Raw genomic sequence first — 23,680 nt, forward strand, 5'->3', positions numbered from 1 at the left:
GGGCTCACCCTGCCAGCTAAGGGTGCCCCGGCTTCCCGGTACCGCGACTGCTGTGCGACCTCGTCGATGCGCGCCTCGTCGCGTTGGCCGTCTGCCGCAGGCGAACTAGCCTGTCGGCCGGGCGGCCTCTAATCCGCAGGCGAAGGCTGGCGGCACACCGCCCGCACTAGTAGCGACTCTTAGGGCGGCTCGAAATGCACCGCAGTGGCGAAAAGACTGAGGCGGAGGTCCGCACGGATCGCGGCGAGGCAGACGTTCTGGCGTCACAGTACGAGAGCGTGGCTTTTGAAGAAGTCCACCACCAGGTGCTCCACCTCCTGCCGACAAGGCCGGTCAGGATCTTGGACATCGGTGCCGGTACGGGCAGGGATGCAGCTGCATTGTCGATCCAGGGCCACACTGTTGTCGCAGTCGAGCCCGCCGAGGAGCTACGAGCCATCGGTCAGCGCATCCATGCCACGCGCCACATCGAATGGGTGGATGACTCCCTCCCGTACCTGGCGCGCCTCGGCCAGCAGCGTGGCCGCTTTCAACTCATCCTGCTCACGGCGGTGTGGATGTTCCTAGGCGAGGAGCAGCGGCGCGAAGCCGTGAGCCGCATCGGTGAGCTGTTGGAGCATGGCGGCCGTCTGGGGATGGTCCTGCGCAGCGGGCCGGCGCCGGCCGACCGCGGCATGTTCAGCGTGTCTCCGGTTGAGACAGTCTCGCTGGCAGCCACCCGGGGGCTCCGCCTCATCCACGAGAGTCGGCAGGTCGATGTTCTTGGGCGCGAGGGCGTGGTCTGGAACAACCTGTTCTTCGAAAGCGCTCGGCCGCGAGGTGACAACTGACTCATCGGTAGCCGAAGAGCTCTGGGCTGGACGCGATCGTCGTCAACCCAGAGCCCAAGGCTCCAAGTGGCCCCCGGTCATTGGCGGTAGCAGACGGAGGATCCCGCGTAGTCGTCGTCGGAGTCGAGTGCGTCAGTCGACACTTCGAGCAGAGGCCGGCTTCCTTGTGGCGGAACCGAGGCAGCAACGCCATCACGCCGATAACGTGCAATGGGCATCCCGACCGCAGTCCTAGGTTCTTAGTTCAGTTCGCGCCCTCGACGGAGCTCCCAGGCCCCTACTTCTGTGTAGTACCGGTCGAAGTGCTGGAGCCAGGCTGCGATGTTCTCCGTTCTCCTGCGGGCCAGAGCATCGCTCACACCTGTGTGTTTCGCGATGGCGCTCTCCAGCTCCAAGTTGCTGAGACTCTCTCCGGTCTGCAGTTTCTGGAGCTCCGGTATCTCGTGCAGCCGGGTCCGTACGACAGCGTTGAAATCGCCTTCGCCCAGGCCAGCCGGGATGTTGAGCAGCGCCAGGTCCTGCAGGATGCCAGCCTCCACGGCGGCCGCGAACGTCGCCCGCCCGCTGTAGAGGGCGTAGAGGTTCTCCGGGCGCCGTGTGGCGGGGTACCAGAGCGGTGCCAGCATCCCTGCGACTTCAGCTTGCGGGATGTTCGCGTCGGCCTGAAGGAGCTCTGCCTGCTTGCGGACAAGCGCGGCAAGATGCGGAGTCGCCTCAGCTGCGGCTGCCTCGACCTGGACCAGTACGCGCTGTACCTCGGGGTGGGCCGTGGCTGCTTCGACCAGCAGCTCGAAGTTGGCGTTCGGGACTCGGCCGGTGGCCTTGCCAGTCAGGTTCGCGGAACCGACCAGGCAGCGGTCGTCAGCGACGTAGATCTTCGCATGCAGGGCAGGGCACAGGGCGATGTGGACGCGCTTGTCGCTCTCGGTCAGTTCCATGATCTCTGGGTCGGAGACCCCGGCGGCGACTTCCGCCGGGGCCCACCGCGTCACGCAGTGGATGCGTTCCACGGACGCGGGCACGGCTGCGACAGCCGCCTCAAAGATCGGCTTCTTGATGAACGGCGCGATGAGGGTCACGCTCCGCGAAGCGTTTTGCAGCAGTCCCTCGATCTGCCGCCAGACGTGGTCGGGATCCGTCACTCCCCGTCATCCTCGCCGTCGATGAAGTCGCGGGCGTAGCGGCCCCAGTCCTGCCGGGCATCCGCGATCTTCTCGCGCTGCCGGTCGCTGGGGATCTCGTCCTCCATGCGGGCCCACGAGAAGAGAAGCAGCTTGAACGTGTCGGCCGCGCGGCCGAGGCGGTACCGGAGGTCATCGGCGGTGGCATCCTCGGGGACTTCCTCGAGCACAGCCATCAGCTCGCCGTGCAGCGGGTGCTTTTCGTTGAAGATCACCTGCAGCATGCCCGCCATGAGGTCGACGCTGAAGAAGGCGTGTGAGTCCTGGTAGCTGGAGATCCACCGGACACGCCAGTCCTGCTCCAGGGCTTCGTCCACCATGGACTGCGCGGTGTCTTCATCGAGGTGGTGCCTCTGGGTCAGGGCATCGAACTGCTCCTGCCGCTTGTCCTCGGCACTCGCTCCTTCTGCGAGGTCGTCGGTCTTGCCGGTGTGCCCGTCTTCGCTGCGGCGTTTGACCACATCTGTGGCCTTGGACGTGATGTCGGAGTCGTGGCGCTTCTTGCTCTTGCGGTTGCCCACGGTCTGCTGCCTGAGCTGCCGCCGGATGCTGGGCAGCAGCTTGGTCTCGAGGTAGTTGGCGAGATCGATAAGGTCTACGCGCGGGTCGCCGAGGTCTGCGAGACGGTCCTTGAACGCCTTGAAGCTCTCCCCGTCCTCCGTCTCCGCCTTGAGCTTATCCTTCAGGTGTGCGAGGGACGTGAACGTCGTGGCGCTCTGCTTGTTGTTCGTGACGCCGAAAACGTCGTCGAGTGCAGGAGGGAACTCGATCTCGACGCCCCACCAGCGCTCCACGGGGTCGTACCCGATGGCCCAGGAGGAATCGAGGTCGAGTTCACGGCCCTGGCGGACCAAAGAGATGCCGATGTTGCGCCCGGCATGCTTGCCCCAGAGGTGGTTACCCGCCTCCTGGTTGGGGTTTGCGTTCTCGGGCCACGGGTGGTCCTCGATGTCTGAGCGCCGGGCCTCAGGACGTGCGATGGACGCCCGGACCGTGATGACGTGCTGCTTGCCCTTGACAGTGATCGGGAAGTGGGCGACGCCCCGTTCGTCCTCGTTGCCCATGTCGAAGGGCTCGAACATTGGCATCTCAGCGAACGGCGCCGGCGTGCCCGAGGATTCCGTCAGGTACAGGGGATCGTTCGCCTTGGCGTAGTTGGCGTGGCCGATCACCCTGCCGTCGCGGACCGGGGCCATCTTGATGGCGACCTTGCCGGCAGTCAGATAGTGCCGGTAGACGCGGCCGATCAGTTCTGCCGTGTTCTTCAGCGTTGCCGCGGCTCCATGCCAGTTGACCCGGTCGAGATCGGACCAGACGACGAGGGTGCCCGTGTTTCCGAGGCCTTCGCTGAGTTCACGCCAGTACTCGGGCAGCGGGTCGTGTTTCGGTGCCGGTACGTCGTCGAGTCCGTCGTTGATCTCTGCGAGGTCGAGGTAACTGTGCATGGCGTTGCCCGGGCCGTTGGTCCAGGACCACACCTCGAGCCGGGTGCACTGCGACATGCTGGAGTTGGGCAGGCCCATGCCGAAGCGGCCGATGCGTTTGCGGTCGTCGCCGAGCCCGTCGCCGTACTTCAAGGCGCGGCGCAGCGCGTCGGCGTCCATGCCGGTGCCGTTGTCGAGCACGGCGATGGTCTCGACCCGGTGGCTCGTGCGGGAGGCGCCCTGCACCGGGCTCTCGCAGGCGAAGACCTCCACGAGGGTGGCCTTGGCGTCGATGCTGTTGTCGATCAGCTCTGCGAGCGCGTACGCCGTGCTCTTGTAGCCGCTGTCGCGCATGGCCTTCACGGTCAGCGAAGGGCTGACGATCCGGTAGTTGTTGCCTTCGCTGGTCATGCGGTCTCCCATACGTCTTCCCAGTTGATGAATGCCTCGGCCACGTCTCCGAATCCGGGGAGTTCCGGGTCGACGACGGTGACGATCTCGCAGGTTGCGGTTCCGCCGGCCTTCGGGCCGCGGATGACCCGGCCGACCATCTGGCTGTAGAGCACCAGGGACATGGTCGGGCGGGCGATGACGGCGGCGCTGGCCGCCGGCGCGTCGAAGCCCGTGGTCAGGACCCCGTAGTTGCACAGGATCATCGGGCGGGGGGCGGCGCTCTTGAAACGGGTGATGACCTGGTTGCGGTGCCGGGCGGAGGATTCGCCGGTGACGAACTCGGCGTCGAGGCCGACGGCGGACAGCACTGCGGCGATGAGGCGACAGTGGTCGACGGACGCAGCGAACACCAGGATCCTGCGGTGCTTCCGCTCCAGCAGATCCATGATGGTCTGGACGACCTTCAGGTTCCACTGCTCGTCGCGGGCGAGTTCGGCGATGATCCTGGCAGGGATGTCGAACGAGTTGGCCAGCAGGCGCTGGTCCTGCACTGACAGGTGCAGGCCCGCCTCCGACGCCACCGTCTTCATGGTGGGCTTGGAGAGGTAGCCCTGCTCGATCAGGGCCGTGACCGGGTTGCTGTAACCCTCGATCTTCAGCATGACCTTCTGGCGCGAGAAGAAGTCGGACAGCCGCTCATCCTGTGCAATGTCTGCCCATGTACGCCCCGGCGTGGCCGTGAGGCCCAGCAAGCTCGCGTCCGGGCGGATGGTCAGTGCGTCCACGACCCGCTGGAAGGTAGGCGCGATGATCTGGTGCGCCTCGTCGAACACTGTCAGGCTGCTGCGTGCGGCGAGGAGCCGCAGGAACTCCGGCCTGCTCTTCGCCGCCGAGACCGCCTTCTCCAGGCCGAGGATGACCACACCGTCTGTCACGCCCTCCAAGTCGGTTGGAGCGTCAGCCCACATGCGGACCACGGAGACCGGCCGGTCGCCCAACTTGCCCCAGGCCCGCTCGAATTCGGCTGCAGCCTGTTCGAGGAGCTCCTGCCCATGGGCCAGCCACACCACGAGTGTTGGCTCATGCTGGCGCAGGTGATCGCAGATCAGGTTCATGCCCGTGCGGGTCTTGCCGACGCCGGTGGGCAGATGGAGGACAACCCGCCGCGGACCGTCGTACAGGAGCTCCTTCACCCGGGCCGCCGCAGTGCGCTGATGCGGGAAGAGGGCGTACTCCGGCTCGCAGTCCTGACGGAACAGCGGTGGCGCCGCCTGCGCCCGGTCGATGATGAACCCGAAGAACTCCAGCAGCTCGCGCCGCTGATCGAGCGCCCACTTCAGGGAGTTGAGGTAGTTCAGCGGCTTGGTTTCGCTCTGCTCGGCGCCCATCCGCTGCGCCAACTCCCGCTGCTTCGAGGCCGGCAGCAGTGCGCAGAGCGCCTCGCGCTCATCCGCCTCGGAGACCAGCGCCTCGGCATCGATGGCTACGGATGCCACTGCCCGAAGCCGCTCATCTCCCGCCGTGCCGCCGTCGATGAGGTCCAGCAGGGCGCACAGGTCCTTGCCGAGCCGTTCACGGATGTACTGCATCGGAGCGGCGTCCAGGACCACCTGAAAGGCCACGCCAGGCGACCACGCCGTCACGAGAACGCCGCCCCGCCAGCAGCCGTCGCGACGCATTGCGACGCACGTACCTGACCAACCATCAACATGAAGTGCCCCCACCTCAGTTCAACCCACGCCAAGCATCGCTCTAGCAATGAGTTGCCCCAGAACAACAGCGTGCGATCACCCTAAACCCACCCACTGACAATGGGCTTCGAGTCGCGCATATCTGCAGTTCAACAGCCTTTCGTCAGGCCATGCACGACGAAATTGACTCATGCCGAGATGCCGCCCGACGGTTTGCGGACGAGTCCGGAAACCTAGAGAATAGAAATTCAGTTCGATATAGTGTCGGCGATCCTGGCAGGTTCATTGCGAAGGCGGCGGCGATGGGGGCTGATTCGACTCCTGGCGAAAGCCAAAGACCTGCCCCCACGAGCCGCCAGGAGTGCCAGTGATCGGCGCTACAGGGCGAGCGCGGACGCCGGACGCCGCGTCACGGGCCTTCGGGTGCTGAGTGCGGAGGCCGGACGGCTCGGAGATCCGGCGCGTGTGTGATAAGTCGCGGAGCCGTGTGGCCGGGTTGCGGCGAGTCTGTCTCAGCTGTCCCGGGTGTTGGTTAGGATCTCAGTGCACTCCTGGTGAAACGAGAGATCCTGCCGCCGGGAGTCACCAGGAGAGACCTTAGGAGCGCATCGCAGCAAATGGGGGGAAACATGGCCAGCGATCCAGAAGGCACGGTGGTCTACCTCGACTACAACGCCACCGCACCGCTGCGGCCCGAGGCGCTTGACGCGACCCTCGCTGCCCTCGGCAGCGTCGGCAATGCCTCAAGCATGCATCACCCCGGACGCGATGCGGCCGCCCGGGTGGATACGGCCCGCCGTCAGCTCGCTGACCTGCTCAATTGCTCCCCTGGCGAGATCATCTTCACCTCCGGGGCCACGGAAGCGAACAACTTTGCCCTGCGCGCTGCCTATGCGCGCGGAGGAGTTCTGGTGACCACCGCCGTGGAGCATCCGGCAGTGCTCGAAACCGCGCGCGCCGTGACAGCCGAGGCCCCTGACTCTCTCCTCGTACTGCCCGTCGACGGGGACGGCGCCGTCGATATCGAACCGCTGGATGCGATGCTCCGCGACCGCGAAGTGGCCCTCGTCTCGATCATGATCGCAAACAACGAGACCGGCGTGCTAACCGACTTGAGGCCGGTCATCAAGGCGGCCCACGAGGCCGGGGCCCTGGTTCACACCGATGCAACACAATACGTCGGCCGTTTGCCTCTCGACCTCACTGACGTCGAAGTCGACCTGCTGTCCCTGTCGGCGCACAAGTTCGGCGGCCCACAGGGCGTCGGCGCGCTCTTCGTGCGCCGGGGAACGTCCCTGCCTCACCGCCCTCTACTGGTCGGAGGTGGGCATGAGCGCGGATGGCGCGCCGGCACTCTCAACGTCGCGGGCATCGCGGGCCTCGGCGCCGCCGCCGAAGCCGCCCGGCTGCAACTCACGCAAGAGGCCGGCCGCACCAGCACCCTGAGGGACGCCTTCGAGGCGACACTGACCGCCGAGGTGGCCGACTGCCGCATCAACGGTATTCGCGCGCCACGCCTTCCTGGCGTCACCAGCGTCACGTTTCCCGGCGTTCCTGCGGACGCCGTGCTGGCGACCATGCCGCAGGTGGCGGCGTCCGACGGCAGTGCCTGCTCCTCAGGCGCACCAAGCCCGAGCCACGTATTGCTGGCCATGGGGCACAGCCGCGACGACGCCGACTCCACCGTGCGCTTCTCCCTCGGCTACGCCACCACCGAACGCGACATCGAACGGGCCGTTACGGCGGTAGTGGACGCCGTACGGCACGTCCGGTCGGTCATGGCCGCGACGGCTGAGCCCTGATCGGCGTTATCCCCACATAGACACGCATCCTTCTCGATCTTGTTCACTGAAAGGCCCCTCGCATGTCAGACAGCCGGCTTCCTGAAGCCGTAGAACTCTCCTTCGGGCGCCACGAGACCTTTGCCCCGCGTTTCGGCTGGCTGCACAAGGCATACATGCAGGTCAAACACGACAGCGAGATCTTCCATCGCGAGGACGCCCCGGTCCTGCTCGGCGTGGGCAAGAACATGGTCTATTCCATGCGGCACTGGTCAAAGGCATTCAAACTCACCCAAGAGCACCCTCACGAGGACCCCTCCTACCGGGCCCACGTCGCATCCCCGACCTGGCGGGCCCGGTGGCTGCTGGACGAGGAGGGAGCCGATCCCTACCTCGAGGACACGGGCAGCCTGTGGCTGCTGCACTGGTGGCTGCTATCGAGTGACTCTGAGGCCAAGTGCTGGGTGCCGAGCTGGTACGCGATCTTCAACCTGGCACCCCGCTCCCGGGTCACCTCGGCGGAGATGACGAGCTTCATCACGCGCCAGATCCACGAGAGCTTCAAGGAGAAGGACTGGCCCGCAGGGGAGTCCATCTCACGCGATGTAGAATGCATGATCAAGATGTATGCGCTGGACCAGGAGTTCAACCCACTGTCCCCTGGCAGCTTCGAAGACCTCCTCATGTCACCATTCCGTGAACTCGGCCTACTTGAGGGCCAGGGCAGGGGCCGGGACCGCACCTGGCGCTTCACGACCGGGTCCCGTTCCAATCTTCCGGCATCCGTTCTGGCCTATGCCTGCCTGGACTACGCCTCGCGGTTCTCACCAAACGCCGGCTCCATCTCTCTGGCACGGCTCGCCGAGGACACGGGATCCCCTGGCCGAGCCTTCCGCATGCGGGAGCCGGAACTAACCAAGTCCATCGAGTCTTTGGTCGCTGACCATCCGGACCTGCAGATCGTCGAGGCCCTGGGACAGCGCAGTCTCGCCTTCTCCAAGGCTCCGCTGGCGCTGGGTTGGGACATCCTCGACGCGCATTACGGACGCGTGCGGGACCGCGAGGGATTCCCCACCCCGCAGGAATGGACCAAGAAATACCCCGGACTTGACGGCGAGCCGCCCAAACGAGCGCGCAAGAAGCCTCCCCAGCAGGTCGAGGCGCTGGACCTGATCGAGGAGAACGCGTAACCATGGCGACGAAGACCACCCCGCGTCCTCACCAGGCCGTTGCCGCCAAGCTCCCCGCTGGCATCACCCTGGTCGGCTCCGAGCTGCGCTCCACCAATCTTGAGCGCGACGTCCAGGAGAAACATCTCAACGACCCCTATGTAGGGGTCCGCGCGCTCGACATCCTTGAGCGTGTCACCAACGCTGCGGCCGATCTCCGCCGTACCCGCGCCTGGTCCTTCACCGGTCCTTACGGCTCCGGCAAGTCCACGCTTTCGAACCTCTTCGACGCCTTCCTCGGCCACGACGAAACCCGCCGTCGCGAGGCCGAGGCGGCGGTCATGGCCACCAGCCCCGGGCAGACAGCCCGGCTGGCCCGGGTGCGCGACGAGCTCACCGATGGGGCGGGCTTCCTCGGTGCGGTCGCCACCGCTCGCCGCGAACCTCTCGCCGCCACCGTGCACCGCGCTCTGCAGACCGCGGTCGAGCGCAAGTGGAAGAAGCGGGTCCCCAAGGAGGTCGCTCAGGCGCTGGCTGCATGCGCGGAGCGCGAGGTGCCGAGCACCCAGAGCATCGTCGACGCCGTTACCATCCTGTGCGACAGGCACCCCCTGCTGCTGATCATCGACGAGTTCGGCAAGACGCTCGAATATCTGGCCGCCGACGGCGACTCGGGCAGCGCCGAGAGCGACGTGTTCCTGCTGCAGATGCTTGCCGAAAAGGGTGCCGGCCCCTCGGGCATGCGACTGTTCATGTTCACGCTGCAGCACCTGGCGTTCACTGACTACGCGGCGCGGTCCAGCGTCATCCAGACTCAGGAATGGGCGAAGGTCCAGGGCCGCTTTGAAGACATCACCTTCGCGCCGAACCTCGGCGACGCCGTCCATCTGATGCGCCGACGTCTCGACCTGACGGGTGTTGCAGAGCCGGGCCTCGAACTCATCCGCATCCAGGCCGACGCTGCAGCAAACGCCTGGAGCCATCACGCCCTGAGCGCCATCGTGGACATCTCCGCGGAGATGTTCGCTCGCCTCTACCCGCTGCACCCGCTCACCGCAGTTGCCGGGCCGCTGCTCGCCTCCCAGATCGGCCAGCACGACCGCAGCCTCACAGGCTTCCTAGCCAGCGACGAGCCGAACACGGTCCGACGCTCCCTGGACACCCTGTCGTCTGACACCCCCGAGCGGGCCTGCACCATTCGCCTGCCGCAGCTGTACGACTACTTCTTCGCGTCCGGCCGTACCACCATCCTTGCTTCGGCTAACGCCGGCCGCTGGCTCGAGGTCGACAACCGCCTCAGCGAGGCCAATGGACTGCCCGCCGAGGACCAGGAGGTCCTCAAGGCGATCGGCATCCTGAACCTGATCGACGCCGACGGCCTGTTGCGCGCCACTCCGTCCATGATCCAGTTCGCGCTGCATGACCCGGCTGATGCGCCCGACCCCGAGCGCTATACGGCCCTGCAGGAGCGGCTGAACAAGCTTGTCGCCGACGGCTTCATCGTCCACCGCGCCTACAGCAACGAATACCGGGTCTGGCAGGGCAGCGACTTCGATATCGACGCACGGGTCCGGGAGGTCGCCACCCGCATCGCCCCGGCCGACGTCATCGGATACTTCGGCAAGCACCTCGGGACTGTGCTGCCCGCGGCCGTGGTGGCCGGCGGGCACAGCCAGCGCACAGGCATGCTGCGCTACTTCACCACCGCCGTCAGCCACAAGAGCGAGAAGCTCAAGGGGCCCGAGGTTGTCCAGGACGCTGCCGACGGTCTGATCATCTATCACCTCGGGCCGCTGGAAACCCGTCCCGCGGTGCAGTCACCGCTGCCCGTAGTCATCGGCACCACGAAGACCCCGGAAGCTGTCCTGCAGGCCGGCATCGACCTCGTCGCCCTCGAGGAGCTCCTCGACGACGACACCATCGACCACGTCGCCACCCGCGAGATCGAAGAACGCGCAGCGTACATCTCGCAGACCATCGGGACGCTGCTGGACGAGGCATTCAACCCCCTGAGCCCGCAGTCCAGCTGGTACCTCTGGCACAAGGGAACCGAGGTCCGCGGCGACGAGAGCGAGCCGATCGAGGCCCGCAGCTACGCCAACCTGGCCTCCCAGGCGTGCGACCGGGTCTACCCCCACACGCCGCACATCCGCAACGAGATGGTCGGGCGCCACCAACTCACCAGCAACGGCGCCCGCGCCCGCCGCGAACTGCTCACCTCCATGCTGCAGCGCTCGGGCAACCCCCTGCTGGGGTACGACAAGACGAAGTACACCCCCGAGCGGGCGATGTACCACGGCGTCCTGGAATACCTCGGGCTGCACCGGGCCGCCGGCGAAACCGACACGGGCACCGACACCACAAGCATCCTCACCCACGGTCTATCGCGCCCCAACCCCGAGAAGAACCCCAGCATCACCAAGGCATGGGAAGCCCTCGAGGAAGCACTGACCGGCGCGAAGCAGCCCACGCCGATCGTCGACATCTACCAGCAGCTCATGGCGCCCCCGTACGGCGTTAAAGCAGGCGTCGTCCCCATCCTCGTGGTCACCGCACTCATCCTGCGGGCCCAGGACATTGCCCTGTTCGAGGACGGCAACTACTGCCAGCGGCTGACCCCGGAGATCGTTGAGAGGCTCAACGTCCCCTACCCGGACCGCTTCACGGTCAAGGCCGCCCCAACCGGTCGCGGACAGCGCCTCCTCGTCGTTAGCAGCCTGGCCAAGGCGCTCAACGTGGACACCCCCCGCTCCCGCGCGGCGCGTAACCCCGCACTGCTCGGCGTGACACGGGCCATCCTCGAGCGCGTCATGGTCCTGGAGCCCTACACCCAAAAGACACGCCGGCTGAGCACCGAGGCACTCGCGATCCGCGAAGTGCTCTCCCAGGCTACCGACCCGGACGAGCTCGTCTTCACCTCCCTGCCCGCGGCTTTGGGCTTCGAGCCGATCGGGGCCACCACCCCCCGGGACGAAGAGACCGCCAAGGCGTACGTCGCCAGCCTGACCACGGCGCTCGACGATCTCACCGGCGCCGGCGCCGCCCTGCGCGAGGAGGTCGTGGCAACGATCGGACGCGAGTTCCGCCTTCCCGGCGAACTCACCGGCCTGCGCACCGGATTGACCGATCGGCTGCTGGGCTTTGCCAATGCCCCACTCGAGCTCAACCTGCAGGGTTTCGTCTCCCGCGTCCTCAACGAGAGCCTGCCGGACGAGGACTGGCTCGACCCGATCATCATCCGCCTGTCGAACAAGGCACTCGGAGACTGGAGTGACAAGGACGCCACCTCTTTCCCCCGGCAGGTCAAGGAGGTGGCCCGCGCACTCGACCGCGTCAGCCACCTCTACGAAGCCCACACGCCGGCCGCCGCCGCCAAGGAGGAGGCCGAGTCCCGGCAGATTGACACCCACCTGCTGACGCTCACCACCCCCCGGGGGACGGAAGAGCGCACCCTCATCCACGTGCCCAAGCAGTCTCGCCGGGCAGCCGATGACCTGGTTGTCAGTGTCATCAGGCAGGCTGAGGAAGCACTGGGCCCCGACGGCGCACGCATCCTGCTCGCCGCCCTGGCTGAGCGCCTGGCCGCACAGGACACCGCCGCGGCCCCCCAGAAGAAGGAGACTCTGTGACCGACACCAACGGCTCCAGCGGGAAGAAGCGCCATGTCCTCGGCCTGTCCGGAGGCAAGGACTCCTCCGCTCTCGCGATCCACATGCGCGACCGCGTGCCGGACATGGAGTACTTCTTCTGCGACACCGGCGCCGAACTGCCGGAGACCTACGAATACCTCAACCGCCTGGAAGCCGCCGTCGGCAAGCCGATCGTGCGTCTCAACGCGAGTCGCGACTTCGACCACTGGCTCGAGGTCTATCAGGGCACCCTTCCGAGTCCTCAGATGCGCTGGTGCACCAAAAATCTGAAGATCAAGCCGCTGGAGGAGTGGGTCGGCGACGACGAGGTGATTTCTTACGTCGCGATCCGCGCGGACGAGAACCGCCTCGGCTACGTCAGCACCAAGCCGAACATCACTGCGGTCTTCCCCTTCCGGGAAGACGGCATCGACCGCGCCGGCGTCGACCGCATCCTCGACGAGGCCGGCATCGGTCTGCCGGACTACTACGAGTGGCGCACCCGCTCCGGCTGCTACTTCTGCTTCTTCCAGCGCAAGCACGAATGGGTCGGCCTCAAGGACCGTCACCCGGAGCTGTTCGAGAAGGCCATAGCGTACGAGGAAAAGGTCAACTACCGGCGCAGCGCCATGCAGGAGCGTCAGTACACATGGACCCAGGGTGAGTCCCTGCACGAACTGATAGAGCGCCGGGACGAGATCGAGGCCAAGCACCAGGCGGCACTCGATCGCGCGGCCAAGCGTGTGAAGCCGAACCGTCCCTTGCTCGAGATCCTTTCCGACGCTCACGATGAGGACGACGACGAGGCAGGTTGCGCCGTTTGCCACCTGTGACCGCAGTCGAAGGGCCCTGCTGTCCCCGGCTCGCGCCGGGAATGGCGGGCCCTTCGTATCCCGCTGCGAGCCACCGAACGCTGTATCAGCCCGGCGGCCGACGACCTGTCTATGGAAGGGCCACAGCGGGGATCAACCCGGGGTCGCCGACGGCCCAGTTGCCGTCAGGTGGGGCGAGAATCGGCTGCCAACGAGCCCGTGCCAGTTGTCGATGCCAGGTCGCCCCGTGGTCGTTGATCATGCTCCGTGTGGTGGGGAACCGGACAGGTGCAACGATCGTCCGACGCCAAAGGATCACGGGGTTTGATTCGCGATGTGAGCGCTGACCTCGTCTCCAAGATCGCGCCTTATAGCCCGAGCGGCGCCAGGCTGTGCTCGCGGTGCATTCTCGGAAGAGAGCTGTTGGCGCTCGAGCAAGGCGCAAGCTGGTCTTCGTCGACCGACTGCTGGCCACCCTCGTCCACCTCTGTCACGGTGCCACCCATGATGTGCTGGCCTGATGGTTCGGCGTCGACCGCGCGGCTATCACGCGCAACCGGTACGGCCGCTGCTGACGATGCGCGGCTGCACGATCGGACCCGGCGTCCGACTGCGTACCTGGCCTACGTCGTTGACTATCTCAGCGTCAGTCGGCAGACCGGGATCAAGCGAAGTCACCCCCAGGAGATCCCTGCCCTTCAGAGGCTGGTCAACACGAACGCTTGAGTGACGTCGAACTACAGAAAGGGCTGGAGAGCGAAGCGGGCCTGCCGGAGAGCCGGGCGCAGAGCTATGGAGACCAGCGCCGCATGGTTGCGCCGCTTGGGACTCTTCTACGCCGACATCGAAACATGGGCACTGCGATCCGGTCGCAGTGTTTCCCTAACCGCAGCCGCGATCCCGCCTACCCGTAGCTGACACGTGCACCCAGAAGCAGCATTTAATCACGTTTTCCATTACCAGAGTTTACCGTTGACTTTGCGCACGAGGTGGGGTTGTTTGTGTCGTCCGCGCATAACTGGAGGACGGAATGGCCACGCCGCAACGCAACGACATAATCTCGGCACACCCCACAGAACCGAGGGAAGAATGCGCGCCAGACGAAGCTCTGCGGGTGATCTCGTACGGTGGCGGCGTCCAGTCCACCGCCCTGCTAGTGCTGGCTGCGGCCGGCCGGATCGATTACCGGACCTTCCTCTTTTCAAACGTTGGTGACGACAGCGAGAACCCTGCGTCCGTGCGGTACATTCACGAGGTCGCCTCCCCTTATGCACGGCGACACGGAATATCCATTGTGCACCTGCAAAAGCTGCGCCGCGATGGCACTTCCGAGACACTGTGGCAGCGTCTCCATCGCCCGGATACCCGCTCCATCCCTATCCCTGTCCGCATGGCGAACGGCGCCCCTGGGCGCCGTAACTGCACTGCCGACTTCAAGATCAGGGTGATCGGAAAATGGCTTAAGCAACACGGCGCCACGGCAGACAATCCGGCGACGGTCGGCGTTGGCATTTCGGTAGATGAGATTCATCGAGCGAACAGGCGGAGGAGTGAACCGCATGAGGAGATCTCATACCCCCTGCTCGACCTTGAGTTGCGACGCGAAGACTGCGTCCGTCTCATTGAAGAGGCTGAACTTCCAGTACCGCCTAAGAGCTCGTGCTTCTTCTGCCCATTCCATACAGTGGGCGAGTGGCGTCAGCTGCGCAAAAATGACCCTGAGCTCTTCGCAAAGTCTCAGGAGCTGGAGGAGGTCATCAATGCACGCCGAGCAGCGCTAGGCCGTGACGCCGTCTATCTCACTCGGTATGGAATACCTCTGGGCGACGCCATCTATGACGCGTCTAGAGAAGATGAGGGCGATGCGTCGTGTGACTCTGGCTGGTGCATGACCTGAGCAACCAGCATCAGCAATAACTGCACGTTAAGTTCGTGGGGTGGGTTCCACGAAGGGTCACAGAACCCACCCCACACGCATCCGACATTTCGCGCTCTGTCGCGCTTATGCGCTAGGCGAGTGGGGGCTCGCCATGTTCCAGATGCAGAAAGGCAAGGTAGTCCCCATAGGGAATTTCTTCGTCGACCCAGACGGGTTCTCCCGTCGGCCCCTGAATCCACATTCCGTCGAGCAAGTACTTGTCTTCGTCTGGGGCTCCGATGATCCCCTTTTCCACAGCCCCGGCCAGCAGAACTTGCCCGCCGAGGAGGAGCGCCGATGCGGCTTCCCTGCTGGCGCAGACCAGTTCGTGCCCAGCGGGCAGGAAGTTCATGTCGTCGTCGTGTCCGGGCTCGGGGACTCCCATTTCACCGTTCGCCGTCTTCCTGCTCAGATCGAGTGCGGCACGTACTGCGGAAGACACAGGAGCGGGAGCGGCTGAAGGGACTGCAGCGAGATGTTGGTCGAGGTGCTCGGCGAGGCTGCGCGCATGGACGAGCCGTGTCCACTGGGGCAGCTTGACGTCCGACTCGGCACCCTCGACGGCGGCTTGCACATCGCCGACTGGCAGCCGAAGCGCACGAACCAGCGCCTTGATCGCGGAAGCTGCATAACCGAGGCGTACCTGGTACACCTGCCACTCGTTCATCATCTCTGACCAGACGAGGTCGAAGTCCCCGCCAGCGCACATGCCGCCATCGTCGTAGGCCATATCGAAGGAGATGGACCTGAGCCCGCTCGTCACGCGGAGCCATGAGTAGGCGGCGTCCCACGCCTTTCTATCAAGAGGCTGCAGGGCCGTGGTAGCGCGCTCCATCCAGTCAGCCAGCTCGTAGGCGTGCTCGTGCGGCTCGAGAAGGAGGAACTCCGACAGCGAACGGTACGCGGGGACGCATGCACGAGATGTTCCGACAGGTGTCATGCTGGCAGCCTCCCACCTGGCACTGACAACGGGCCGGCTGGAATGGGGGTATGGAATGATCGAGGTCAGCTTGGTGACGTGCGAGTGAACGTCCATCCCAGCCCAGCGAACACTGCGAGCGCCCGGCACCGCTAGGTCAACGTCCGTCGCATGAGGTGGAGTTAGAGCAGCATTGCGACCACCACCTAGACATCATCGATCAGTTGCCGTGCGGATTTAGGGTGTGCCAGCCGTTGTCGAAGCCGTGCCTGCGGCTCGCCGCCGTTCCCTGCCGGGGAAGTCGAGGCTGGCGAGTCTGATGAGGCTGCCGCCGTCCGCGAGACGCGTGAAGAGACTGTCTCGACGTAAGGGCCGTGAGGGCACTTGGGAAGGGGATGCACCCCAAGCCCAAGCGGCACATGTCGTATGCCGCATGCGAGGTCGTGTCCGGGACCGCGCATGTAGCTGCCACTGCGAGCTCGCGGAACTGGCCTGGTGCTCCTCGCACAGCGCTCAGAGCGCTCTCATTTTATCGTTTCGCCTCTCGGCTCCGCGAAGCGAGAGGCCCAGCGAGACCAACGGCTGGGCCTCGCCCGGGCATTGGAAGCAACAGGACAGCCGTTCGCTGATGGATTGTCAGTGCCCCCTGACACAATGGAATCAACACAGCCACACGGTGGGGGGCTCTTCAGGCATGACCAGTTCAGGCATGACCAGTACGGACGCGCTCCATCGCGTCGTCCAGAGGTATCGGGAGGACGACAGCCCCGCCCTCCAGATCGAAGTGGGCTTGCTCCGCATGCTGGATGCCACGAACTCGCGGCAGCTCGCTGCCGACTTACGTGAGTTTGCCAGTCCCTGGGAGATCCACCAGGCGACGGAGGACCTCTGGCCCGCGCTCCCCGACGAGCCAGGGCTCTACATGTTCGTCTGGCGCCCGCCGTTCCAGTTCAACGTCGGCACCATGCCCACGCACGGCAGTTTTCCGCAGCTGCTCTACATCGGGCAGGCCGGCGCATCCAACAACGACCACGGCAACACGATCCGGCTCCGGTACAAGGACTACCGGCGTCATCTTCGCGGTAACCCCGAGGACCTGTGGACGCAGGACGAGCCTGCCACTCGGAACCAGCGGCTCACACGCTACCTCTCCCTCCGGCCCCTGGAGTTCTGGTGCGCCACGGTTCGGGAGCGGAACAGGATCGACGGGCTGGAGAAGCGGCTCATCCGCCTGTACAACCCGCCGCTCAATGACCGCGGCCGACCGAAGCTCCGCGGACGTCTCGGTACCCCGCGTTCTGCCTGGACGGCCTGATCAACTACGTACTAAGAAGAGGTACCAATGCCCTCCAAGACGTGGGTTCCAGCTTTCGAAGCAAAGGTCGGGAACTGGACGTACTACTCCTGCCTCATGAGCTACGCCGCCGTGGCGAGAGAGATCAACTTCGCGCACGACCTGGGCGGGAACCAGGATCTCGGCACGATGATTCAGCGTGGTGTTGGCGCCCGCACCACCGAGATCACCAACTACCTGCTCACGAACGAGAATCGCTTCCTCGGCGCCATCATCGTCGCGGCCTGGGGCGGCGCGCCGGAGTACATCCCGCTGGAGATGGAGAAGAACCCCGAGAACAGTGACGTTCTGTCGGGCATGGACGGAAACTTCGGCGTTCTCACCTTCGACGGTACGCACCAGTTCTTCGCGCTCGACGGCCAGCACCGTCTCAAGGCAATCAAGGACGCGGTGAAGCGGGATCCCGAGCTCGGACGCGAAGACATCAGCGTCATCGTCGTCCCCCACTTCGACAACGAGGAGGGCCGACGACGCACTCGCCGCCTCTTCACCAACATCAACCGCAACGCCGTCAAGACTACGGCTCAGGAGAACATTGCCCTGGACGAGGACGACGGCTTCGCGATCCTGACCCGTCGACTTCTGGATGATCACGCCTTCCTGAAGCGGGACGGAGTAGTCCAGGTGTTCAGCAAGGTCGGGGCCGACGGGGAGCTGAAGCTCGCCACACGCCAGGTGGGCGTAACCGGGACGGCCTGGACCACGATCGGGGTGTTGTATGACCTGCTAACCGATCTCGGATTCGGGCTACACGACAGCATGAACAAAACGTCGCAACGCGCGGCAGACGACGTGCTGGACGAGAGCTACGACGTCCTCGCCCAGCGAATCGACGAGCTGCTGAAGTCCTGCGGCAACCTGCGGGAGCGGTACGAGGCACAAGCAGCACCCAAGGAATTGCGCGCACCCAAGGGACGCGATGGCGAAGGCCACCCGTTCATGCGGCCGGCGGTCCAGGTCCAGGTCGCGCGTGCTGCACGCCACATCATCGAGCAGCGCATGCTGGATTGGCCCGGCCTCCTGGAGCGGCTCTCCGAACTCGAATGGCGGATGTCCGCGGCTCCGTTCAGTGCTGTCTGGCAGGAGACTCCCGACGGCGCGAGCCGGAAGGGAAAGATGATCGCAGCAAAGGACAACAACCAGGCGCTCTACGAGCTATTGCTGGCCCACCTCGCGCCCAACTCGCGCGCACAGATCGAACGGGCACTGAAGTCGTACCGCACGGTGAAGAACGAGCGGTACCCCATCGGTGCAGAGGTGCTTGCGAAGCACCTGCCCACGGTGGACACACTCTGAGGTGTCCGGTGTCGGCAGGACCACGGAGAACCCGTTGTTCTGCCGCCATGATCCGCCGGGGCGCCAGCAGCAGCACTACGCCTTAGCAGGCGGCCACTGGCCGATTTCTAGGGTTACGTCGCCGCCCACTTTTGCCTGGTCGTCGTGCTGTCCCCCTCGTTGGAGTGGGGCAAGGGCAGTGCACGGGGATCTGCGGTCGCGGTGGCTCTAGGGTGGGACTGCCTCGGCCGTACGAGACTCGCTTGGCCGCCTGTCTCGGACGGCCGAGTGCCCTTTCGGCCCGGGCTAGGGCACTCATAGACGGCTGGCAGGCGCGTTCCCCGGGTTCGCTACGATAGTGGCTGCCTGCAGACCCACTACGTCACCGAGCGTGACGCCACTGAGCGACCTGAGTGGTCGCGTCGGCTGCAGCCCCCAGATTGGGCCCGCCGCGGCACTTTCATCTGCCCCGTACGTACGAAATGGAGCATCCGAGGATGGCTCGACACCTGATCACCAGCGCGCTTCCCTACATCAACGGGATCAAGCACCTGGGCAACATGGTCGGGTCGATGCTCCCGGCGGATGTGTACTCCCGATACCTCCGCCAGCGCGGTCACGACGTCCTCTACATCTGTGCCACCGACGAGCACGGCACGCCGGCTGAGCTTGCGGCCAAGGACGCCGGACTGCCTGTCGCGGACTTCTGCGCGCAGCAGCACGATATCCAGAAGGCGATCTACGACGGCTTCGGTCTGTCGTTTGATTACTTCGGGCGAAGCTCGTCCCAGCAGAACGTCGAGATCACGCAGCACTTCGCGCGGAAGCTGAAGGAGAACGGCTTTATCGAGGAGCGGGCGATCCGCCAGGTCTACTCGGTGACAGACGGACGCTTCCTCCCGGACCGCTACATCGTCGGTACATGTCCGCACTGTGGCTATGACAAGGCCCGCGGCGACCAGTGTGAGAACTGCACCCGTGTTCTGGACCCGACGGATCTGATCGACGCCCGGTCCGCGATCAGCGGCAGCCGTGAGCTGGAGGTCCGCGAGACGAAGCACCTCTTCCTTCTGCAGTCCAAGCTTCAGCACGAGGTCCAGGAATGGCTGGACGGCAACGGCAGCAAGGAGTGGCCGACGCTGGCCTCCTCGATTGCGCACAAGTGGCTGACCGAGGGGCTCAACGATCGGGCCATCACCCGCGACCTGGACTGGGGGGTGCCGGTCCCTGCCGACACCTGGCCTGAGCTGGCAGCCGAGGGCAAGGTCTTCTATGTCTGGTTCGACGCCCCCATCGAGTACATCGGCGCGACCAAGGAGTGGGCCGACCTCGACCCGGCGGCTCGAGACTGGAAGTCCTGGTGGTACGAGGCCGACGACGTCCGGTACACCGAGTTTATGGCCAAGGACAACGTCCCTTTCCACACCGTGATGTTCCCGGCCACCGAGCTGGGCACCCGCGAGCCGTGGAAGAAGGTCGACTACGTCAAGGCCTTCAACTGGCTGAATTACTACGGCGGTAAGTTCTCGACCTCCCAGCAGCGCGGCATCTTCACGGACGCGGCGCTGGAACTGCTGCCCGCCGACTACTGGCGTTACTTCCTGATCGCCAACGCCCCTGAGTCGGACGACACCTCGTTCACCTGGGAGCTGTTCTCCTCCTCCGTGAACAAGGACCTGGCCGATACCCTCGGCAACTTCGTCAACCGGGTGCTGTCCTTCTCCCGCAAGCGGTTCGGTGATGAGGTTCCGGCGGGCAACGAGGCCGCTACGGCTGAGAGGAAGCTGGGCGAGGAGATCGCCCGTCTGCTGGCCGAGTACGAGGACCACATGGATGCCCTGCAGTTCCGCAAGGCCGCGCACGCGCTGCGCTCGCTGTGGAGCGCGGGCAACTCCTACCTCGAGGAGAAGGCTCCCTGGCTGGAGATCAAGACCGACCCGGAGGCCGCCGCGCTGACCCTTCGCACGGCCATGAACCTCATCCACCTGTACGCGGTCGTTTCGGAGCCCTTCATTCCGTCGTCCGCGAAGGCCATGCGGGAAGCGTTCGCCCTGGCCGACGACACCGCGGTGTGGGTCGCCGCGGAGCAGGCGAAGTCGCTGGACGCGGTACCGGCTGGCACGGCCTTCACGGTCCCGCCGGTGCTGTTCGCAAAGATCACGGAAGAGGACCTGGAGACCTACCGGGCGCGCTTCGGCGGCGCCGACGCCGCCTGACCGTGACTCGCGGTGCCGGACGACGTCGCGTAACCTGCACTGCCTTGGGCCGCGAATCAGCAATGGTTCGCGGCCTCTTGGCATTGAATGAGTGACGGCCCGCCAGCCTGGGATCGCGAGGAGCCGTTCTACAACCAAGGTAGTCAAGCCCAGTGCTCCCGCGATCCCTTCGGATGGGCGATCAACGTGGGCTGATGCAGCGTACAAAGCCCGGCCGGGAACCGTACTGCGTGACTTCGGTGGCGGCATCGAAGAGGCGATGGGGGCGTCGAGGATGCACTGCACCGAGAGGTTCGAGACGTGCCGGGCGGATCTCTCAGCGACGCGCACCTCGTCTATCTGATTAACGATGAGCTCGCGACAGTCGTCGCGTCCAGCACATGCTCGCCGCACGCCTGGAGACCATGAACCTCGCGGCGCGGACGGGTACGGAGTTCGCCAAGCCCGAACGGGGTGGATACGAGGTCCTCCGTATGCCCTTCACCACCGAGGTCGTACGCACTTTGATCCGGCCCACCGATTCGCCTCGGTCAAAGCCCTCACCCATGCGTGGCGTGGCGCAAGCGAGACACCGGGTTGATCTTTCTACTCTCCTGGTTCGCGAATCGGCATGGCCTACCGGGCACTGCGGGCCTGCAGAGCCGTCCTCAAGTCGATCAATGGCCACAGGAAGTAACGGGCAAAACCGTGCCTGCGATTGCGTGCTCATCTCGAGAACGTGGAGTTCCCGGACGAGACCGCGGCCGAGCCCGTCGGCTCTACCGTGGAGCGATGGCTGAATCTCTGGGTGGTCGCGCTGCGTTCCAGGTGTTGGTGCTGCTGTACCGGCAGACTGAGGGAGGGCTGCTCTACGCCTTGTTCCGTCGCTCGGACGGCGCCTACTGGCAGGGGGTGGCGGGTGGTGGTGAGGCGGGAGAAACACCACTGCAGGCCGCCAGGCGAGAGTCAGCCGAGGAGGCTGGCCTGGCTGGCGACTTCGAATTCATCGAGCTGGACGCGCGGGCGACGATCTCGGTGCTGCACGTGACCGGTGAGTTCACGTGGGGGCCAGATGTACTGGTGATCCCCGAGTTCACCTTCGGGGTCCGAGTCGACAACCCAGAGTTGGATCTCTCCGGCGAGCACACCGAGTACAGCTGGTTCGCCATCGACGCCGCGATGGAGGCGGTGCAGTGGGACTCCAACCGGACGGCGCTGTGGGAACTCGATCACCGTCTCCGGCGCGGCGGGCCGGTTCAGCCTTCCTGAGCAGTGAGAGGTGGATGCGCGCATGGTGCTCGCCCCTGCCCACAACGGAGCAGCGGCGCGGCCTGGGCAAGTGAATCCTCAAGGTGAGGGGCAGCAGGTGGGTGGACGACCGGCCGTCGGTCTTCGCCCACCTGTCCCGGCAAATTCATTGGCCGTGCGAGAGAGACACCTCTAACCTCGGGTGCAACGCGATGACGGAGACAAGTAGCCCGGGATCACGCGAGCCGAGAGAGCCGCCAGCTGCTGTGACGGCGGTCTCGCAACCCGGTGTGAATCCACTCCCGAGTGCGGGGAGGAACAGCCTCACCCTGGTGTGGCTCAATGCCCCGCCGGCTGACCCCCGTGACCGGGTTGTGAACGAGGCCGCCACCTCACGGTGGCGGCGAAGGCGCGGTGGCACCGCGAGTTGCCCCTTCTCGCCCGCGCTCCCAAGGGATCACGCCAACAGATGGCTGATCGAACGGAGCACCGACGCCATGCTGGATATCGCCCTCATCCGCAAGAACCCCGAGTACGTACAGCGAGCCCTGGCCAAGCGTGCCGTCCATGTGGATCTCGATGCGTTTCTTCGGCTGGACCTGGATCACCGGAGGGCACGGGCCGACGTGGAGCGGCTGCGGGGACAGCGGAAAACGATCTCGGGAGAGATCGCGAAACGCCAGCGGGCGGGCGAGCCCGTCGACGCCCTGCACGCGGAGGCCAAGACAGTCGGTCAGGCCCTGACCGACGTCGCGGCCCACCTTGCCGAGCTGGAGCAGGCGTGCCGGGACTTCCTTGATCCGCTGCCGAACCTCCCCGACGATGACGTTCCCGCCGGAGGCAAGGAGAACAATGAAGTCGTACGCACTGTCGGGCAGGTGCCGGAGTTCGGGTTTGTGCCGAAGGATCATGTGCAGCTCGCCGAAAGCCTGGGGCTGGTCGACTACGAGCGCGGGACCAAGCTCGCCGGCAGTGGGTTTTGGATCTACCGCGGCCATGGTGCTCTCCTGGAGTGGGCGCTGCTGAACTACTTCGTCGAGGCCCACTTGCGGGACGGCTACGAGTTCCTGCTGCCGCCGCACATCCTCACTTACCAGGCTGGATACACCGCGGGCCAGTTCCCGAGGTTCGCTGACGAAGTGCTCGCCCTGGAGCAGGGTGAGCACGGTCCCGAGCGGTTCCTGCTGCCGACCGCGGAGACCGCGTTGGTCAATCTGCACCGGGACGAGACGCTCGCGGAGGCCGAGCTGCCCAAGAAGTACTTCGCCTATACGCCGTGCTACCGCAAGGAGGCCGGCGGCTACCGTACTGCGGAGCGGGGAACCCTGCGCGGGCACCAGTTCAACAAGGTGGAGATGTTCCAGTTCACTCGCCCCGATGACTCGGCCGCCGCTCACGCCGAACTCCTCGCCAAGGCCGAAGAGTTGGTGAACCAACTCGGCCTGCACTACCGGATCACGCACCTGGCTGCTGGGGACACGAGCGCCGCCATGGCCAAAACCTTCGACGTCGAGGTATGGCTGCCCAGCCTCGGCGCATATGCAGAGGTCAGCTCGGTGTCGAACGGCCGTGACTACCAGGCCCGGCGCGGCAACATCCGCTACCGGCCCCGGCAGGGCAAATCGGGCTTCGTGCACACCTTGAATGCGTCGGGACTGGCCACAAGCCGACTCCTGCCCGCGATCCTCGAGCAGCATCAGCAGGCAGACGGCACCGTCGTTGTACCTGACGTCTTGAGGAAGTGGGTGCCGAACGAAGTGCTGGCCCCGCCCCGCCCGGCCCAGTAGATCAGCCGGGTGTCCTGCTGGAGGCATCCGTTGCCTGGCGACGGATGCCTCGCAGCGAGCGGTCGCCCTCCTGT

15 protein-coding genes and 1 pseudogene are annotated in these 23,680 nt (G+C 65.4%); 12 read left to right on the plus strand and 4 right to left on the minus strand.

What is annotated here, in order from left to right; all coding sequences use genetic code 11:
• Positions 1-278 precede the first annotated feature (278 nt).
• Positions 279-830, plus strand: coding sequence for a class I SAM-dependent methyltransferase (locus tag ACI2LP_RS03325; RefSeq protein ID WP_404722829.1), 552 nt, complete (start codon positions 279-281; stop codon positions 828-830).
• A 239-nt stretch (positions 831-1,069) separates the two neighbouring features.
• Here the strand turns inward: ACI2LP_RS03325 and ACI2LP_RS03330 are convergent, their stop codons facing one another.
• The 3 genes from ACI2LP_RS03330 to ACI2LP_RS03340 are packed head-to-tail and all read right to left on the minus strand — an operon-like array spanning position 1,070 to position 5,450.
• Positions 1,070-1,972 carry a phospholipase D family protein gene (locus ACI2LP_RS03330; RefSeq protein ID WP_404722830.1) on the minus strand — a complete coding sequence of 301 codons (903 nt, stop codon included), beginning with the start codon at positions 1,970-1,972 and terminating at the stop codon, positions 1,070-1,072.
• On the minus strand, positions 1,969-3,846 hold the full coding sequence (locus ACI2LP_RS03335) for an ATP-binding protein (RefSeq protein WP_404722831.1): 1,878 nt from the start codon (positions 3,844-3,846) through the stop codon (positions 1,969-1,971). Before ACI2LP_RS03335 ends, ACI2LP_RS03330 begins: the two co-directional genes overlap by 4 nt.
• Positions 3,843-5,450, minus strand: coding sequence for a DEAD/DEAH box helicase (locus ACI2LP_RS03340; RefSeq protein WP_404722832.1), 1,608 nt, complete (start codon positions 5,448-5,450; stop codon positions 3,843-3,845). Before ACI2LP_RS03340 ends, ACI2LP_RS03335 begins: the two co-directional genes overlap by 4 nt.
• 698 nt (positions 5,451-6,148) lie before the next feature.
• Here ACI2LP_RS03340 and ACI2LP_RS03345 point away from each other — a divergent pair.
• From ACI2LP_RS03345 to ACI2LP_RS03365, 5 genes are all read left to right on the plus strand, one after another.
• On the plus strand, positions 6,149-7,321 hold the full coding sequence (locus ACI2LP_RS03345) for a cysteine desulfurase family protein (RefSeq protein WP_404722833.1): 1,173 nt from the start codon (positions 6,149-6,151) through the stop codon (positions 7,319-7,321).
• A gap of 62 nt (positions 7,322-7,383) precedes the next feature.
• A complete protein-coding gene (locus ACI2LP_RS03350; protein ID WP_404722834.1) occupies positions 7,384-8,490 on the plus strand; it encodes a DUF4007 family protein in 1,107 nt (368 codons plus the stop codon).
• Between the two features lie 2 nt (positions 8,491-8,492).
• Positions 8,493-12,098: an ATP-binding protein gene (locus ACI2LP_RS03355; protein WP_404722835.1), complete on the plus strand. Its 3,606-nt coding sequence runs from the start codon at positions 8,493-8,495 to the stop codon at positions 12,096-12,098.
• Positions 12,095-12,931: a phosphoadenosine phosphosulfate reductase family protein gene (locus tag ACI2LP_RS03360; RefSeq protein WP_404722836.1), complete on the plus strand. Its 837-nt coding sequence runs from the start codon at positions 12,095-12,097 to the stop codon at positions 12,929-12,931. The genes ACI2LP_RS03355 and ACI2LP_RS03360 overlap by 4 nt, the downstream gene beginning before the upstream one ends.
• A 1,009-nt stretch (positions 12,932-13,940) precedes the next feature.
• Positions 13,941-14,807 (plus strand): phosphoadenosine phosphosulfate reductase, encoded by an 867-nt coding sequence (locus ACI2LP_RS03365; RefSeq protein ID WP_404722837.1) that lies wholly within the window; start codon positions 13,941-13,943, stop codon positions 14,805-14,807.
• Positions 14,808-14,919: 112 nt separating this feature from the next.
• Here the strand turns inward: ACI2LP_RS03365 and ACI2LP_RS03370 are convergent, their stop codons facing one another.
• Positions 14,920-15,768 carry a hypothetical protein gene (locus ACI2LP_RS03370; protein ID WP_404722838.1) on the minus strand — a complete coding sequence of 283 codons (849 nt, stop codon included), beginning with the start codon at positions 15,766-15,768 and terminating at the stop codon, positions 14,920-14,922.
• A gap of 264 nt (positions 15,769-16,032) precedes the next feature.
• Between ACI2LP_RS03370 and ACI2LP_RS03375 the strand changes: the two are divergent.
• From ACI2LP_RS03375 to serS, 6 genes and pseudogenes are all read left to right on the plus strand, one after another.
• Positions 16,033-16,243, plus strand: a pseudogene (locus ACI2LP_RS03375) (NUDIX hydrolase); the annotation flags it as partial.
• A gap of 213 nt (positions 16,244-16,456) precedes the next feature.
• Positions 16,457-17,062 carry a GIY-YIG nuclease family protein gene (locus ACI2LP_RS03380; protein WP_404722839.1) on the plus strand — a complete coding sequence of 202 codons (606 nt, stop codon included), beginning with the start codon at positions 16,457-16,459 and terminating at the stop codon, positions 17,060-17,062.
• Between the two features lie 27 nt (positions 17,063-17,089).
• The gene (locus tag ACI2LP_RS03385; RefSeq protein WP_404722840.1) at positions 17,090-18,397 is read left to right on the plus strand and encodes a DGQHR domain-containing protein; all 1,308 of its coding nucleotides are present in this window, start codon (positions 17,090-17,092) and stop codon (positions 18,395-18,397) included.
• 476 nt (positions 18,398-18,873) lie between these two features.
• Complete coding sequence (metG, locus tag ACI2LP_RS03390) at positions 18,874-20,592, plus strand: methionine--tRNA ligase (RefSeq protein ID WP_404722841.1); 1,719 nt, start codon at positions 18,874-18,876, stop codon at positions 20,590-20,592.
• 771 nt (positions 20,593-21,363) lie between these two features.
• The gene (locus tag ACI2LP_RS03395) at positions 21,364-21,840 is read left to right on the plus strand and encodes an NUDIX domain-containing protein (protein ID WP_404722842.1); all 477 of its coding nucleotides are present in this window, start codon (positions 21,364-21,366) and stop codon (positions 21,838-21,840) included.
• Positions 21,841-22,316: 476 nt separating this feature from the next.
• Entirely contained in the window at positions 22,317-23,606 is a 1,290-nt protein-coding gene (gene serS, locus ACI2LP_RS03400) for a serine--tRNA ligase (RefSeq protein WP_404722843.1), read from the plus strand.
• Positions 23,607-23,680: the final 74 nt, after the last annotated feature.

This window comes from Streptomyces sp. NPDC019890, from assembly GCF_044903445.1.
In the GTDB taxonomy this organism is placed as follows: Bacteria; Actinomycetota; Actinomycetes; order Streptomycetales; family Streptomycetaceae; genus Streptomyces.